The organism is Nonomuraea sp. NPDC050202 (assembly GCF_040656115.1).
Lineage (GTDB): Bacteria > Actinomycetota > Actinomycetes > Streptosporangiales > Streptosporangiaceae > Nonomuraea.
The window spans coordinates 44,172-58,621 of record NZ_JBFALF010000055.1; the positions used below are offsets into that span (position 1 = coordinate 44,172).

At 67.9% G+C, this 14,450-nt stretch carries 16 protein-coding genes and 1 pseudogene; 9 read left to right on the plus strand and 8 right to left on the minus strand.

Features of this window, described 5'->3' with window-relative positions:
• Positions 1–292: 292 nt before the first annotated feature.
• The 5 genes from AB0I79_RS58330 to AB0I79_RS58350 form a co-directional block, all read right to left on the minus strand.
• Positions 293–1,408 (minus strand): DUF418 domain-containing protein, encoded by a 1,116-nt coding sequence (locus AB0I79_RS58330; RefSeq protein WP_357893820.1) that lies wholly within the window; start codon positions 1,406–1,408, stop codon positions 293–295.
• Positions 1,409–1,413: 5 nt separating this feature from the next.
• Positions 1,414–2,247 (minus strand): ABC transporter permease, encoded by an 834-nt coding sequence (locus tag AB0I79_RS58335; protein WP_357893822.1) that lies wholly within the window; start codon positions 2,245–2,247, stop codon positions 1,414–1,416.
• Positions 2,244–3,137, minus strand: a complete 894-nt coding sequence (locus tag AB0I79_RS58340) for an ABC transporter ATP-binding protein (protein WP_357893824.1) — start codon at positions 3,135–3,137, stop codon at positions 2,244–2,246. The genes AB0I79_RS58335 and AB0I79_RS58340 overlap by 4 nt, the downstream gene beginning before the upstream one ends.
• A 124-nt stretch (positions 3,138–3,261) precedes the next feature.
• The gene (locus AB0I79_RS58345; protein WP_357893826.1) at positions 3,262–3,744 is read right to left on the minus strand and encodes a Clp protease N-terminal domain-containing protein; all 483 of its coding nucleotides are present in this window, start codon (positions 3,742–3,744) and stop codon (positions 3,262–3,264) included.
• Positions 3,741–3,974, minus strand: a complete 234-nt coding sequence (locus tag AB0I79_RS58350) for a hypothetical protein (RefSeq protein WP_357893828.1) — start codon at positions 3,972–3,974, stop codon at positions 3,741–3,743. Before AB0I79_RS58350 ends, AB0I79_RS58345 begins: the two co-directional genes overlap by 4 nt.
• 367 nt (positions 3,975–4,341) lie before the next feature.
• Between AB0I79_RS58350 and AB0I79_RS58355 the strand changes: the two genes are divergently transcribed.
• Complete coding sequence (locus tag AB0I79_RS58355) at positions 4,342–4,695, plus strand: DUF2809 domain-containing protein (protein ID WP_357893830.1); 354 nt, start codon at positions 4,342–4,344, stop codon at positions 4,693–4,695.
• 619 nt (positions 4,696–5,314) lie between these two features.
• Here the strand turns inward: AB0I79_RS58355 and AB0I79_RS58360 are convergent.
• Positions 5,315–6,778 (minus strand): glycosyl hydrolase, encoded by a 1,464-nt coding sequence (locus tag AB0I79_RS58360; protein WP_357893832.1) that lies wholly within the window; start codon positions 6,776–6,778, stop codon positions 5,315–5,317.
• A gap of 599 nt (positions 6,779–7,377) precedes the next feature.
• On the opposite strand from AB0I79_RS58360, the gene AB0I79_RS58365 reads away from it, so the two are divergent.
• Complete coding sequence (locus AB0I79_RS58365; RefSeq protein WP_357893834.1) at positions 7,378–7,755, plus strand: hypothetical protein; 378 nt, start codon at positions 7,378–7,380, stop codon at positions 7,753–7,755.
• A gap of 420 nt (positions 7,756–8,175) precedes the next feature.
• Here AB0I79_RS58365 and AB0I79_RS58370 read toward each other — a convergent pair whose 3' ends face one another.
• Positions 8,176–9,381 (minus strand): cytochrome P450, encoded by a 1,206-nt coding sequence (locus AB0I79_RS58370; RefSeq protein WP_357893836.1) that lies wholly within the window; start codon positions 9,379–9,381, stop codon positions 8,176–8,178.
• Between the two features lie 132 nt (positions 9,382–9,513).
• On the opposite strand from AB0I79_RS58370, the gene AB0I79_RS58375 reads away from it, so the two are divergent.
• From AB0I79_RS58375 to AB0I79_RS58395, 5 genes are all read left to right on the plus strand, one after another.
• Positions 9,514–10,137, plus strand: a complete 624-nt coding sequence (locus AB0I79_RS58375; protein ID WP_357893838.1) for a TetR/AcrR family transcriptional regulator — start codon at positions 9,514–9,516, stop codon at positions 10,135–10,137.
• A gap of 95 nt (positions 10,138–10,232) precedes the next feature.
• Complete coding sequence (locus AB0I79_RS58380) at positions 10,233–10,424, plus strand: hypothetical protein (protein ID WP_357893840.1); 192 nt, start codon at positions 10,233–10,235, stop codon at positions 10,422–10,424.
• A 363-nt stretch (positions 10,425–10,787) separates the two neighbouring features.
• The gene (locus AB0I79_RS58385) at positions 10,788–11,036 is read left to right on the plus strand and encodes a hypothetical protein (RefSeq protein WP_357893842.1); all 249 of its coding nucleotides are present in this window, start codon (positions 10,788–10,790) and stop codon (positions 11,034–11,036) included.
• Between the two features lie 250 nt (positions 11,037–11,286).
• Complete coding sequence (locus AB0I79_RS58390; RefSeq protein WP_357893852.1) at positions 11,287–12,111, plus strand: CocE/NonD family hydrolase; 825 nt, start codon at positions 11,287–11,289, stop codon at positions 12,109–12,111.
• A gap of 17 nt (positions 12,112–12,128) precedes the next feature.
• A complete protein-coding gene (locus tag AB0I79_RS58395; RefSeq protein ID WP_357893844.1) occupies positions 12,129–12,632 on the plus strand; it encodes a CocE/NonD family hydrolase C-terminal non-catalytic domain-containing protein in 504 nt (167 codons plus the stop codon).
• Between the two features lie 225 nt (positions 12,633–12,857).
• On the opposite strand, the gene AB0I79_RS58400 is transcribed toward AB0I79_RS58395, so the two are convergent.
• Complete coding sequence (locus AB0I79_RS58400; RefSeq protein ID WP_357893846.1) at positions 12,858–13,331, minus strand: pyridoxamine 5'-phosphate oxidase family protein; 474 nt, start codon at positions 13,329–13,331, stop codon at positions 12,858–12,860.
• Positions 13,332–13,477: 146 nt separating this feature from the next.
• On the opposite strand from AB0I79_RS58400, the pseudogene AB0I79_RS58405 reads away from it, so the two are divergent.
• Both AB0I79_RS58405 and AB0I79_RS58410 read left to right on the plus strand, forming a co-directional pair.
• A pseudogene (locus tag AB0I79_RS58405) lies at positions 13,478–13,817 on the plus strand (transposase); the annotation flags it as partial.
• Complete coding sequence (locus AB0I79_RS58410; protein WP_357893854.1) at positions 13,813–14,046, plus strand: hypothetical protein; 234 nt, start codon at positions 13,813–13,815, stop codon at positions 14,044–14,046. The pseudogene AB0I79_RS58405 and the gene AB0I79_RS58410, both read left to right, overlap by 5 nt.
• The last annotated feature ends 404 nt before the right edge of the window (positions 14,047–14,450 follow it).

Below are 14,450 nucleotides of genomic sequence, written 5' to 3' on the forward strand. Positions count from 1 at the left end.
TGAACCCGCACAGAGCCGGGCGCGAGCCGGGTTCGACATGGTGAGCAACAGCGATTCTCCGGCCTGCGTGAACCCCCGTTGCTACCGGATCCCGCGCCAAATCTGAGCCCCCGAGGCCGCGCCAGGTTTCCCGGAATCACCATCCATAGAGTCTGATTACAGAAAGCTACTTCGGGGCTGGTCGCGCGGACCCGAGGGGGAGGCCTCACCGACGCACAGGCTCCGGCCGGAAGCCGCGCCGGCGCGCCCCAACCTCGCCGGACGCCGGCAGGTCCAAGAAACAGCTCTTCGACTAGGCCGTTGTGTTGCGGCGGCCGTAGGTCAGGCGCCGTAGGAGGACCTCCATCGGGCCTCGGTGACCTGTGCGATGCAGCCAGTTTGCGAGGACGATCGAGACGGCGCCGACCGCGAGGGCGATTCCGAAGGCGGCGGCGAAGCCCACGTCGTCGGACAGGCCCAGCGTGAACGGGTAGAACAGGGCGAGGAACACCGCTGACTGGAACAGGTAGAAGGTCAGCGAGCGCCGGCCGAGGGCGGCGAGTGCGGCGGTGAGAGGGCCGAGGCGAGACCGTGTCGCGATGAGCCCCATCAGGGCGGCCAGGCCGATGCCGCCGGCATAGCCGGTGAGGGTGTGCGCGAGGACGGCCGCCCAAGGCGCGGGGGGCGTCCACGCGCCGGACAGCAGCAGGGCTCCCGGGAGCCGGCCGGCGAGCGCGACGCCGAGGCAGATCACGGTGACGCGGCGCAGCAGGATCAGGTGCCGCTCGGGCTCGTCCAGGACGCGGTGGCGAGCCGCCCAGATGCCCAGCATCATGCCCGGCACGATGTCGATCGTGCCCAGGACCGTCTTCACCGGCCACATCTGGAGGCCGGACAGCAGGTGGGAACCGAGGTCGGCCGGCATGATCCCGGCCCCCGCGACGTCGACGGCGCCCGCCAAGGCCAGCAGGACCGGCCCGGAGGTCACGAGCACCGCCGGGAGAAGGGCCAGGGCGGCCGTCCAGCACAACACCGATTCCCGGGCCCGCACCAGCGGGACGAGCATCAGCAACGTCAGCCCGTACACCGCGATGATGTCCAGCGGCACGAGCACTCCGTGCACGAAGCCGATGACGATCAGCCATCGGCTCCGGCGCCGCAAGAGCTTCCTGAGCGAGCCCCAGTCCCCGCCCCGCACCTGATGCCGGTACGCGAACTGGCCCAGCGCGTAGCCGAACATCAACACGAACATCGGCCGGGCCTGGTTGTGGGCGAGCAGATGGTCAAGGAACGCGGCCACGCCGTCGAGTACCCCGAAGGCCGTGCCGGTGGCGAACACCGGCGCGTGCGCCACCGCGATCGCCAGCAGCATCACGCCCCGGGCCAGGTCCGGCGCCAGGGATCGGCCGGTCACCGTCGTGACGGTCACGGCCTTCACCCGACCCGCTGCAGGGCACGCTCACGGCGTGCCGCCACCGTCGAGCCGGACTCCCCGCGTGCCATCCGCCGCAGCACGACCGGCGCCACGAGCAGGCTGAGCACCGCCCAGGCGCCCAGCACTCCGGCGGTCTCCAGGTGTCGCCAGGACTCGCCGATCTCGACGGCGACCGCCGAGTCCGGCAGCAGGGCTGAGCGCATGCCGAGCCCCATCCAGTAGATCGGGAAGATCTGGGCGATCCACTGCAGCCACTCGGGCAGTGCGGTGATCGGGTAGAAGATGCCGGAGATCCCGATCAAGGCGAGGAACGGCAGCTGGACCAGCCCCTGGGCGCGGGCGGTGGTGAACACCGAGCCCAGGACCGCGCCGATCGGCAGGGTCGCGACCAGGCCGAGCGCCAGCACCCAGGCCAGGGCCGGCCAGGAGTCCGGGCCGATCCGCAGGCCTTCGACGAGGAGCACGGCGGGCACGAGGAAGATCACCAGGTCGGCCAGCAGGCCGCCGGACACCGAGATCACCTTGCCGATCAGGTAGGCGGGCATGCCGTGCGGGGTCGCCTTTGCACGCAACAGCGTGCCGTCCTCGCGGTCGGCGGTGAGCTGCTGGCTCATGCTGATCAGGCCGGTCGCGGCGTTCATGCCGAGGATGCCGGGTAAGGCCAGGGCGCCGAGAAGGAGGGCGCCGACCGGCAGGTCCCGGATGAAGAACAGCGTGGCCACCATCAGCGCGGGCCACAGGAAGTGGGAGAACAGCTCGGCACCGTTGGTGAACGACTGCCGCAGCTCGATCAGGCCCCGGGACCAGCCCGCGCGCAGTACGGTCGCGTTCATCGGGCCACTCCCTCGGCCTCGCGCACCAGCGCCAGGTACGTCTGCTCCAGCGAGGCCCGGTGGACCTCCAGCTCCTGGACGTCGTCGCCGTAGCGGGCGAACAGCTCGCGGGCGAACGCGGTCGAGTCGGGCGTCCTGCCGACGTACCGCCGCCCGTCGCGCACCCAGCGCACCTCGTCCTCGCCTGCGATCCGCCGTGCCAGCTCGGCGGCGGTGCCGTCGGCGACGATCCGGCCGCCGTTCAGCACGAGGATGCGGTCGGCCAGCTTCTCGGCCTCGTCCAGGTCGTGGGTGGTGAGCAGGATGGTGGTCTGGCGGGCGTCGGCCAGGTCGCGTACGAGATCGTGGAAGTCGGACCTGGCCTGCGGGTCGAAACCGGTGGTCGGCTCGTCGAGGAACAACACCTCCGGGCGCCCCACGAGCCCGATCGCCACGTCGAGCCTGCGCCGCTGGCCGCCCGACAGCGTCTTGAGCTTCTTGCCGGCGTGCTCGGTCAGGCCAACCCGCTCGATCAGCTCGTCGGGGTCCCAGGGCCGCGGGATCCCGGGGGCGGCGTAGGGGGCGTAGTAGGTGCCGAGGTGGGCGAGGAATTCGCGTACCCGCCATTTGCCGTGGTCGCGCCAGGACTGCAGCACGATCCCGAGCCTGGCCCGCCACAGCTCGTCGCCGTGCGCGGGATCGGCGCCGAGCACCGAGACCCGGCCCTGCGACCGGATGCGGAAGCCCTCCAGGATCTCGATCGTGGTGGTCTTGCCCGCGCCGTTCGGCCCCAGCAAAGCCAGAACCTCGCCGTGGCGGGCCTGGAACGTGACGTCGTGCAGGACGTCGAGCGAGCCGTAGCGCATGCGCAGCCCGTCGGCGTCGAGCACGATGTCGTTGCTCTTCGTCATGATATGACCTCTCTTCGTGATCGGATGACCTCGTGCCGGAGCGCATGCCGGCGAAGCCCGGCGCGAGGGCATGGCGCATCGCGGCCCGAACCGGGGCCGGAGCGTGGGGGCTGGGGGGTGCTGGTTACCAGCTTTCGCGCGTGAGCGTCTCCTCGACGCGATCCATCAGGCCGGCCCGGTCGACGCCGGCCAGGGCGAGCGCGCGGGGAACGGTGCCGATGTCGGCGCTCAGGACGCCGAGCAGCAGATGGGCGGGACGCAGGTCCTTCTTGCCCTTGGCGACGGCGAAGCCGCGTTCGAGCGCGAGCCGGGCGGAAGCGCCGGGCTTCGGATCGTCCTTGGGGTCGCGGAAGGGCTTCGGGAGGTCGTAGGAGGCCAGGGACACCCCGACCGCGTCGAGGCTGTGCTCGAACTCCCGGTCCAGCGCATCCCTGATCGCCTGCCGCCCGAGCCCCGCCGTGGTCAGCACGCGGTGCGCGGCGGTGCCCTCGACGGCGGCGATGGCCAGCAGGAGGTGGTGGGCCTCGGTGGCGGCGGAGCCTTCCTCCCGCGCCTCGGCCGCCCCCCGCACGATGATGTCGTTGATGTAGTGGTCGATCGTGCTCACTGTCGTCTCCTCAGCGTCACGCCGGCGGCGATGAGCCGCTTGCCGTGCTTCTTGTGGACCGCCTGGCGGGTGACGCCGAGCGCCTCGGCCACCTCCGGCCAGCTCCACCCGGCGCGCATGGCCTGCTCCACGGCGGCGTCCTCGAGCTGGTCGGCCAGGCGCCGCAGCGCGGCGACCGCCGCGAGCGCGTCGGCGGGGTCCTGGGGTACGGGTACGTCTTCTGCCGGCATGTAAGCAACCGTAGTTGACTAAACCGGCGATAGTCAACCGCAGTTGCTTAAATTCCCGGCGCCCCGGTGGGCGCGCCGTCGTAGGCGATCACGGCAGCGGCCGGCGGCTTGGAGAGGGGGGTGGCGTGCTGATGGGTCTCGATCAGCCGCAGCACCGGCGAACTGATCGCCCATCGGGCCGGCTCGGGGTTCAGCCCTTGACGAAGCGTCGGGTCAGGTACTGGCGCACCGGCTCCCGTCGCCGTGGCACTCCACCGCGGTCGCTGACCTGACGCAATCAGCATGCCGCCATGAGGGACGACTTCTATGATCAGGTTCGTCCTCATCGTTGAGATTCGGAGAAGATGTCAATCTCATGCGCCGTGCCATGGTCCTTCTGGGTGGCGTCGCCCTCGCCGTCGGCGCGTTCACCCTCCTCTACCAGGGCCCGGGACAACCGTTCGTCCGCGGTTACGTGAGCGACGTCGGCGCCACCATGCTGGTCTACGCGTTCTTGGGCCTGTTGTGGCGCACCACCGCCGCACGCCGCGCCCTGGCCACGGCCGCGATCGCCGCCGCCGTCGAGTTCTACCAAATAGTCGGCATGACCCCGCCGGGCATCGGCGGTGTCCTGGTCGGCGCGTTCCCCGACCCATGGGACCTGGTCGCCTATGCCATCGGTTTGGTCGCGGCCCTGGCCTGGGAACGCCGATCGGTCCGATCCGGTGATCAGACCGGCTGACTCTCGGACTCCACCCCACCAGCACGCTGACGGTACGGATGCCTGTGGGTGCCGAATGTTGCGTCACAGGCGCTGATCTGGGGTTTTGCTGTGCTCGATGGCTCGGCTCCGGCAGGATCGCAGGATGGCTCTGCGGCTGTTGTACTTGATCGTCTTACGGGTGTTCGGCTGGATCGCGTTGCTCGCCCGATCACAGGCGTCCAAGGACGCAGAGATCCTGGTGTTCTGGTGCTGCGCCTGGCCACCGAAAACCCGGGCTGGGGATATCGGCGCATCGCCGGGCAGATCGCCGGCCTTGGTCGGAAGGTGTCTCCAGCCACCGTGTGGGCGATCTCGAAGAGGGCAGGCTTCGATCCAGCGCCCCGGCGCAGCGGTCCGACCTGGGCCCAGTTTCTTCAAGCCCAGGCGTCCGGGATTCTTGCCTGCGACCTCTTCAGCGCCGAGACGGTCATGCTCGCGCGGCTGTACTGCTTCTCCGCGGTAGAGCACGCCACCCGGCGGGTGCACGTGCTGGGGGTTACGGCGAACCCCACTGCTGAGGCGACACAATATTCGGCACCCACACGGTGGCGCCGGTGCCCTCGGTGTCGGGCCGCGCGCCCGTCACCGAGGCCGGTCATCACCGCGGCGTGAGCAGCATGAGGCCGACCGCGTTCTTGGCCAGTCGCACCCGCTGCACCACCTTGGTCACCGGCGTGTCCGTTGTGGTGTCCATTTCGCGGGCGAAGGTGGTGGTGCCGTTGTAGTTGTAGTTGTTGTGCGTGGCGTCGACCAGCCAGCGCTCGATCCTGACCCGCCTGCCGGAGAACAGGTTTGAGGGCAGATTGTCCACCGTGATCGTGGTGTCGTAGACGTCACCACCCGTCTCGGCCTGGTAGTTCCAGTACATGACGGCCACCCGGCTGGAGTCGGCGTGCGCGAGAGCCGCCAGACCGATTCCATCGGTCTGGGCGGCTCCGGGGCTGATCCGCATGTCGAGCCGCTCACCGTCCAGGCTGGGCTTGAGCATGCCCAGCATCACCACGACGTGGCCGAACGGCAGGCGGACACCGTCCAGGCCCTCGACGAACATGTCCTTCCGCAGGTTCTCGCCGTGGTGGACCACCCATTGGAACGGGCGGTTCATCTTGCCGATGATGTAGTACCTGCTGACCGCGGCGATCCCCGCGGCCTGGACGAGTTGGTCGTGCTTGAGGTCCGCTTCAGGGGTACGGCCGTGGGTTCCGCCATCGGTGTCGCCGCCGTACAAGCCGAACTCGGTCACCCAGACCGGGGTCGCGGGGTTGAGACCAGCACCGCTCAGCATGCTCTGCACCCGGCTGCGCTCGCTCTGGGCCTGGATCGGTGTATCGAGCAGGCCGTAAGACTGGTAGCAGACGAAGTCCAGCCGCTTGCCCTTGTCCTGGTCGGCGGCGTAGAGGGCGAAGAAGGGGTTCATCCACTCAGGACGCGGCCGCGAGATCCCCGGTCCTCCCATGATGATCGGGATGGCGGGCTGCAGTTGCGCGTTCACCGCGTTGACCGCCCGGTAACCAGCCCGGTAGAAGGGGTAGAACTGGCTGGGTGTCATGTCCCCTGACGACGCCTGATTGGCCTCGCCCCATGGCACGACACTGTCGATCTGCGGATAGCGCTTCTTGTGGTCCAGCAGCGTGGTGCGCACGATCTCCTCCCACAGCGCCGGGGTCTTGGCGACGCTGGGCGAGCTGATGATCAAATGCAGTCGGCTGCTGTAGGAGGCGGCCTGGTCCAGGTAGGGGTAGTTCTTGGCCAGGTCGTAGGTGCCCGTGTCGGGGTTGTAGTAGCGGTCCGGCCTGGCGAATACCCGCGCCCACTTGATGTGGAAGTCGTTCTTGAGCTGGTCCATCGTCTTGGGGCCGAGCGGGCCGCGCTTGAAATACCAGTTGGCGTGCGTGTGGCTGATGTACCAGGCGGGGTTGGGGAAGCCGCCCATGCCCAACGAGGCGTTCACGGTGACGCTGCCGGAACGCACCGTACCCGCTGCGGCGGGGGTGGCGAGGCCGGCGGCGGCGAGGCCGCCGATGCTCGCCAGCAGCGTACGGCGAGGCAGGTTCTTGTCCATGATGGTGGCTCCAGGAGTGGTCAGTCCAGGGCGCGGGGGCGATGCGCTGGACGTCATTGAGTGCCCCCGGCCAGTTCGGTGAGTCGCTTGGTGCTCAGTCGGCCGGATCTTGCGAAGGATGTCCGTCTTCTTTCCAGCGCCGCGCACGCGGGTAGGACATCATTGACGTCGCAACTCTCCTGATCCCCCGTGCTCATCATTCGGCCATGGGTTGCCATCCAAGCAAGGGCGATCTTCGTGAGGCAACTGACGACGCCATCAGAGGCCTGCCGCTATACCGCCGACATACCGCACCCGCAGCCACGCCTCTGCGCATTCCTGCAGGGGATGGACCTGCTCCCCGCCGAGCCTGGTTCCGAGTGGAGGCCGATCTGCCGCTTGGGGCGCTGTCAACAATTGAGGGCGGCGGTGGTCTGGGGCCGATCCGAGGCTGATTCCAAGGCTACGGGGAACGTTCGCCCATCGGCCACCCGGATCTCACCTGAACTCGGCCGCGATGAGAGCGACACCCGGCACGACCTCCCAGACCGGTCTACGCCGTGAAGACCGTTCGGGCCGTGCGGCGACGGGAGAGGCCACGCCCCCTTGCCGTGTTCCGGATGAAGGACGAGACCACCTGGGGTGAACCCGCCCACACCACGGCCACCGCCACGAGCCGGTACGGCAACGCCGTCGCCTCCTGCTGGGACCGATTGCACCACCGGCTCACCCGACGCGCCGCCTGGCTCGACCACGACGGCGCGCTGCCCATCATCGACGGCACGCTGATCCGGCTGCAGGTCGAGCAGTTGCCCGGCGAACGCGACCCCAAGCCGGTGTGGCTGTGGACCTCGGCGGTTGCCATCACCCCAGCCCACCTGGACCGGCTCTGGCCGGCATTCCTCCGCAGATTCGATCTTGAGCACACGTTCCGGATGTGGAAACAGACCCTGGGCTGGACCCGAAACGCTCACCGAGAACCAAAACAGAAGGGTTAAACGTCAAGCTAAGGAGTCGCGCAACAATGAGCAAGCCTGAATTCACCGCCGGCCTGAACATCGCCATGAAGATCCCCAAGGCACAGTACGAGGCCACCGTGGCCTTCTACCGCGACACTCTGGGCTTCGAGGTCAAAGAGGACGACGTCTCCTACGCTCCGACCGTCTCGAGAACTCATTCGGTGCGGTTCGGTCCCAATACGCTGTGGCTCGACCTCTGTGTCGACAACTACAGCCAGCCCGACCTGTGGCTGCAGCTGCACACCGTGACCTGGACGCGGCAGCGAGCAAACTGGCCGATATCGGTATCCACCCGTGTGACGAGGTCGAGCCCCTGGAGAACCTCGATTCCAGAACCCACTGGATCAAGAACCCGGCCGGTGTCGTCCATCTGCTTGCGGAGTCTTATGGAGGCGTCTCTTACCAGGTCACCGGCAGCCGGTGGATGCCGTAGACGAGTGCGTCGCTCTTGAACGGCAGGCGCTCTACCGGGTCCGCCAGTGCCAGGTCCGGGATCCGTGCGAACAACGTGCTCAGCACGACCTCCAGTTCCAGCCGGGCCAGGTTCTGTCCGAGGCACTGGTGGATCCCGAAACCGAAGGCCAGGTGGTGCCGTGCACCGCGATCGATGTCGATCTGATCCGGCCGCGTGAACACGTCCGGGTCGTGGTTGGCGGCCGCGGCCGCCACGATGACGCCGTCGCCGGCGCGAAAGGTGACGCCGTCCAGTTCGAAATCCTCGACGACCACCCGGGAAGTGGCGTTGTCGACGACGGAGTGAAAGCGCAGCAGCTCTTCGACCAACTGTGGGGTCCGCTCGGGCCGCTCCCGCAACCCGGCCAGCAGTTCCGGATCGTCCAGAAGCGAGGCCACGCTCAGCGAGATCATGTTGGCGGTGGTCTCGTGACCGCCGACCAGTAGCAGTAGCCCGATCCCGGTCAGGGTCTCGCGGTCATAGGCGTCGATGTCGCGGTACTTGTCGATCAGCCGGCTCAGCAGATCCTCGCCCGGCTCCGTCTCCTTGCCCACGACCAGGCCGTTGATGTATTGGCGCAACCACAATGCGGTGTCACGTCGCTGCTCGCTTGTCGCGTTGCGACTGAGAATGATCTTTGTTCTGCCCTGGAATTGACCGCGATCAGCGTAGGGCACTCCCAGTAGCTCACAGATCACCAGTGACGGCACCGGCAGCGACAAGGCATCCACCAGGTCGGCCGGCCGCGGTCCGGCCAGCATCTCGTCGATGGATCGGTCGGTGATCCGCTGGATCTCCGGCCGCATCTGCTTGACTCGCTTGACGGTGAACTCATTGGTGATCATGCGCCGGTGCTGGGAATGCTCCGGCGGGTCCATGGCGACGATCGTGCCCTTCAGCGGCACCGAGGCCACCCCGGGAATCAGCTGCGGAAAACCTGGGTTCGCGCGGTTCGAGCTGATCTTGTCACTGGACAGGAATTTTCGCGCGAAGGCGTGCCCGGTGATCAGCCACGCTTGCTTGCCGTCTTGCAGGGTCACCCGCGAGATCGGCGCCTCCCGTCTGACTTGCTCGTACTGCGGCGGCGGACCGAACGGGCAGGAGCGGGGCATCGGGAATGCCGGCGGAGCCTGAGTGACGGAATTTGTCATGATGTCACCTCTCGAAATAAGAAACCTTGAGTTCCTTATGCTCAGGCTAGGCTAGGCGATCAGGGAACGCAAGGTTTCTTGGGAGTTGTGATGCCGAACACGCCGAGGACGGCTCCGTCTGCAGGTGAGACCATGTCGCGCCGCCGGGGAGCCGAGCTCGAAGACGCCATTCTGGACGCGGCTCGCGAGGAACTGGCCGAACTGGGTTACGCGAAGTCCACCATGAGCGGTATCGCGAACCGCGCCGGTACCAGCAAGGCCGTGTTGTACCGCCGCTGGGGCAGCCTGCCCGAGCTGGTGCTGGACACGCTGCGGAGCCGGTTCGCCAACGTGCCGGTCCCCGACACCGGTGATCTGCGCGACGATGTGCTGGACCTCTTGCGTCAGGCACAGACGAACCTCGGCGACACCCGCCGCGACACGGTCTCTGGGCTGATCGCGGACACAGTTCACGACCCGCGGCTGGCACAGCGATTGCGGGACCTCATCGCCGGCTCGACCCTGTCGGACGCTATGTCCACGGTGCTGAAGCGCGCGGCCGAGCGCGGTCAGATCCCGCCCGGCCCCTGGCCGCGACGGGTGATCACCCTGCCGATCAGCCTGCTGCGGGACGACTTCGTGGTCTTCGGGATCTGGCCATCCGATGCCGACCTGGCCGCGGTTGCCGACGAGGTCTTCCTTCCGCTGCTGGGTTACGCGTCACCTTCCAGCGTGGTTCGAAACGGCGATCATCCGTCGAGCGAGCATCGAGGGTGATGCGCATCATTGGGCTGGGTCCATCTTGAAATCGCAGGTCATCCCCCTTGTCTGAGTTCGTCTGGCGGTGTTCGGGCAGATGGTGACGCCTGATCATGGTGGGTGATCGTCTGTCACCGGCTGATTTCGCTGTGGGTCAGCACCAGCAGTGCGCGCAGCAGCATGGTGGCGTGAGCGGCGTCCATGCGCAGCTTGGTGAGGATGTGCCAGTTCTTGAGATCGGCGAAGGCGTGCTCGACGGGGCGCGTTCGCTGCCGATGAGCTGGCCTGTTTCTGGGCGGTGGTGAGAGGGCTGACAGCCGGATGGCGCCGCATCATGAGATCGCCCGGCGCTGTGGGCTGCCGGACAAGCTGAGAACGCCGTCATCCATCGCGGAGTCTCCGTTCGGTCGCGCGGCCAAAGACGTCGCCGAGCAGACTTCCCGGCACTCCGGGCCATACCGGAGCGCAGCACGGCGCGGGAGCAGAACAAGCCGGCCCGTGCCGCGGGCATCCAATGATCACCTGCTTGCGCAGCAGCCTGGCTGGTACGGCGGTACGCCGCTACCTGGGACGGGGTTCCTGGACAGCACCCCGGAGGGGGCGGCGCTGTTCGACGAGCTCGTCGCCTCCACCGGTCAATGGCTGGAGCAGGGGGTGCGCGAGGGCTGGTGCAGCCCAGCGACGACCCGCCCGCGCGGGCCGCGATGTACGTGACGTGGCTGCCGGCGCCGCTGGCGTTCGGTGAACATCTGGCACGCTCGCTGGGCGTGACGGACGTGCACGACATGCGGACGTTGCTGCGCTTCTCCCGCGCCGGCATCGAAATCTTCACCCGGGGCGGGTTCGCCGACGAGCGCGCCCTGAAGGCGTGGAAGGCCGTGCGTGACGAACGCGGGCCACAGCGCGGCTCGCGGTGAAGGCTGCGCCATTGTCAGGAAAGGAACATCAGTTCATGAGCATCGCCGCCAAGATCCTGGCACGCAGGGCGAAACTGGCCCCGGCGGAGACCAAGGACGTGATTGTCGAGCAAGATCTGCCCATTCCGATGCCGGACGGCGTCGTGCTGCTGGCCAATCACTACGCGCCCCAAGGGCTCGGCGACCGGCCGACCGTGCTGATCCGCCCGGTCTGCACCGACAGGACTAGGGGCGGCGCGCTGACCGCCTCATCGCCGAGCGGGGCTTCCACGTCGTGGTCGTCAGCGGCCGCGGGACCTGCGGATCGGGAGGGATGCTCACCCCGTTCGTCTCCGAGCACGACGACGGCCTGGCCGTCGTCGCGTGGTTGCGCAAGCAGCCGTGGTTCACCGGTGAGCTGGGCACCTTCGGGCAGAGCTACAACGGCTACGCCCAATGGGCGATCGCCGCCGAGGCCGGGCCCGAGCTGCGCGCCATCACCACCTCACTGATCGGATCGAACGCCTACGACCTGCTTTACCCCGGCGGCGCGATGGCGCTCGAGCTCTGCCTCGCCTGGATCAGCATGGTCGCCCACCAGGAGAAGCCGGTGGCCGCCTACCTGTCCTCGATCATGCTCGGCGGGAAGAAACGGGCAGAGGCCGCGCTACCCGCCCTGCTCCGCGACTATCAGGAGCTTCGGAAGGCGGGGCGCCAGCCGTACCTGACCATCGGGCCGTGGCAGCACTGGGACGCTGACCTGTCGATGGCCGCCGTGCGCGAGAGCCTCGCCTGGCTTCGCGCCCACCTGCTCAAGGACGAGAGCGGACTGCGCGCGGCGCCGGTGCGGATCTATGTCAAGGGTGCGGAGGAGTGGCGCGACCTGCCGGTCTACCCGCCCGCCGAGGCACGGCCGCAGCGCCTGTACCTCCACCCGAACGGCGGCCTGGGCGGCGACCTGCCGGCGCAGTCCGCACCCGACCGCTATCGCTTCGACCCCGCCGACCCAACCCCGGCCGTGACCGGCATGTCACGCCTGATCGGCATTCCACGCAAGACCGGGGAGAGCGTCCTGGCCGGGCGTGACGAGTCCTGACCTACACCGGCGAGCCGTTGCCGGCCGATCTGGAGGTCATCGACATCCCCTCCGCCGAGCTGCACGTGACCTCCAGCCTGGCGCACACCGACTTGTACGTGCGAGTCAGCGACGTGGCACCCTCGGGCACCATCACGCACGTCTCCGACGCGCTGCGCCGCCTCGCCGCCGATCAGCCGATCGACGGGATGGTCGAGGTCGAGCTGGCGCCCGTCGCCCACAGGTTCCAGCGCGGCCACCGCATCCGGGTGCAGGTCGCCAGCGCGGCGTATCCGCGCTGGGACCGTAACCTCGGCACCGGCGAGCCCCCCGCTACCGCGAGCGCGATGCGCGCGGCCGATCAGCAGGTTCATCACGCCCCCCATCGGCCTTCCGTCCTCGTCGAGCGCGCCAGGGTGACGCGCTCGACACCGTCCACCGCGAGGAGCTCGCGGAGGCGATCTCGGCTGGTGACGATCTGGCAGCCCGGAAGTGCGCTCAGCAGCTCGCGTACCTGCTGGGGCTCGCGCGACGTCGCGTAGGACGATGAGCACGCGCCGGTCGGCCAGTAGCGTGCGGCAGAGCACGACGTCCACCGGGATGTCTGCGGACGTCAGCCCCAGCCCTTGGAGGAACAGCAAGGAGCGAGTCACCAAGAATGACCTCCGGCTGAGATCTGTTCCCGGACTCCACGAACGCGGTCGCAAGGGTGATCGCGCGGCTGGCCGTTCTGATGTCGGTGGGCCTACGGGGGCGACCGCCAAGCCTCAGTCAACGGGGGTATCAAGCCAGGAGCCGTTGAGCATGAGGGTGCGGCCGCTGAACTCTGCCAGGGAATTCCACGCGAGTATCCGCTTGGGGACGAGGCGGAGGTACAGGAACATGTCCGGGGCATTGCGTGGGTCCGTCGATACCTTTGCGTACGCCTCGGCTGAGGCGACGTCGATATTGGGCACGTCGAGCAGAATCGTGTAGGCATCGATCAGGACGACGTCGGCGGTGTCCCCGATCGCCAACCGCGCCGTTGGCCTCGCTCGCAGGTTTGAGACCGTGCGACTGCGGCGGAAGGTCGCGGTGGTCAAGGTCGAGCCGTTCCAGACGTAGGCGACTGGGATCAGGTGTGCCCCGTGACCGTCGCTCCCGGTGGCCAGCCACATGCGGAATCCGCTGCTCAGACGGTCAAGGGTATCGGCTCGTCGCTGTGGGAGGTCACGTGCTGGCGGCAGGGTTGCCGAGGACATGGCTACTCCTTCATGAGGGCTCATATCCTGAAGACGAACGGGCAAGGGGCAGATTCGACGCTGTCCATGAAAATGTGCGATGCCGGGCCCGTAGTGCCCGAACTGCCCGATGAAGACCGCGGCCTCGTCGCTGCCGGCTCTTCCTTCTGATCGATCAGATCGTCCGCGAGGGTGCCCGCCGGATGCTCGCCGCCGCGCTGCAGGCCGCGCTGCAGGCCGAGGTGGACGCCTACATCGCCGCCTTCGCCGAGGAACGCGACGAGAACGGCCGCCGTCTGGTGGTGCGAAACGGCTCACATGCCCCGCGAAAGATCCTCACCGCGGCCGGCATGGTCAAGGTCAAGGTCAAGGCTCCCAGGGTCAATGAACAAGCGCATCGACGAGCAGGCAGGGGAGCGGCAGCGGTTCTCCTCGGCGATCCTGCCGACCTGGGCGCGTAAGAGTCCGCAGATCAGCGAGGTGCTGTCGCTGCTGTACCTGCATGGGTTCTGGTCGACTACTCACGGCGGACTGCGACGAGTCGGCCGAGCGGGTTCTGGCCGGCGGGCCGACGTACGCGAAGTTGCCGTACGCGAAGTTGCCGTACGTCGACCACAAGGGCTGGATCGATCAGCTCGGTGACATGGCGGTCGAGCTCAGCGGCCCATCGCTCGGGTTCGCGCCACCAGCCCCGAAGCAGGTCTGTACGATCACTGGCTCTGGCCACTTCCGGTGATGACGGAATGTGGTTGGCCGAGCAGGATGCGGTGGCGGAGGAGCGCGAAGCCGACTCACCCGTACATCTGCCTGTATCGCGGGCCAACGTCTCTGACGGCCGGTGCCGGGACGTCTCCGCCAGCGCAATCGCCCACGGCACGAACCCGGAAAGGGACGGCTCAGCGCCGTTCTGTGACATCGGCAGACCGTGGGCGACCGCACGACCACGCGGCCCTTCTTCGCTGTCCCGCCTGACGTGTCACAGAACGACCTGCCTGTCTCGTCACGGTTAGCGGAGCAGACGTCAGAAAGGTGATGCGTTGTGCGGGAGGTTGCGTCCACGGGAGTGGTGTACGAGTTTGACCTGGTCAAGAGGCGTGGCGTCGTGAAATGGCGACGGCCATCGCGTGATCCTTCAAAGGC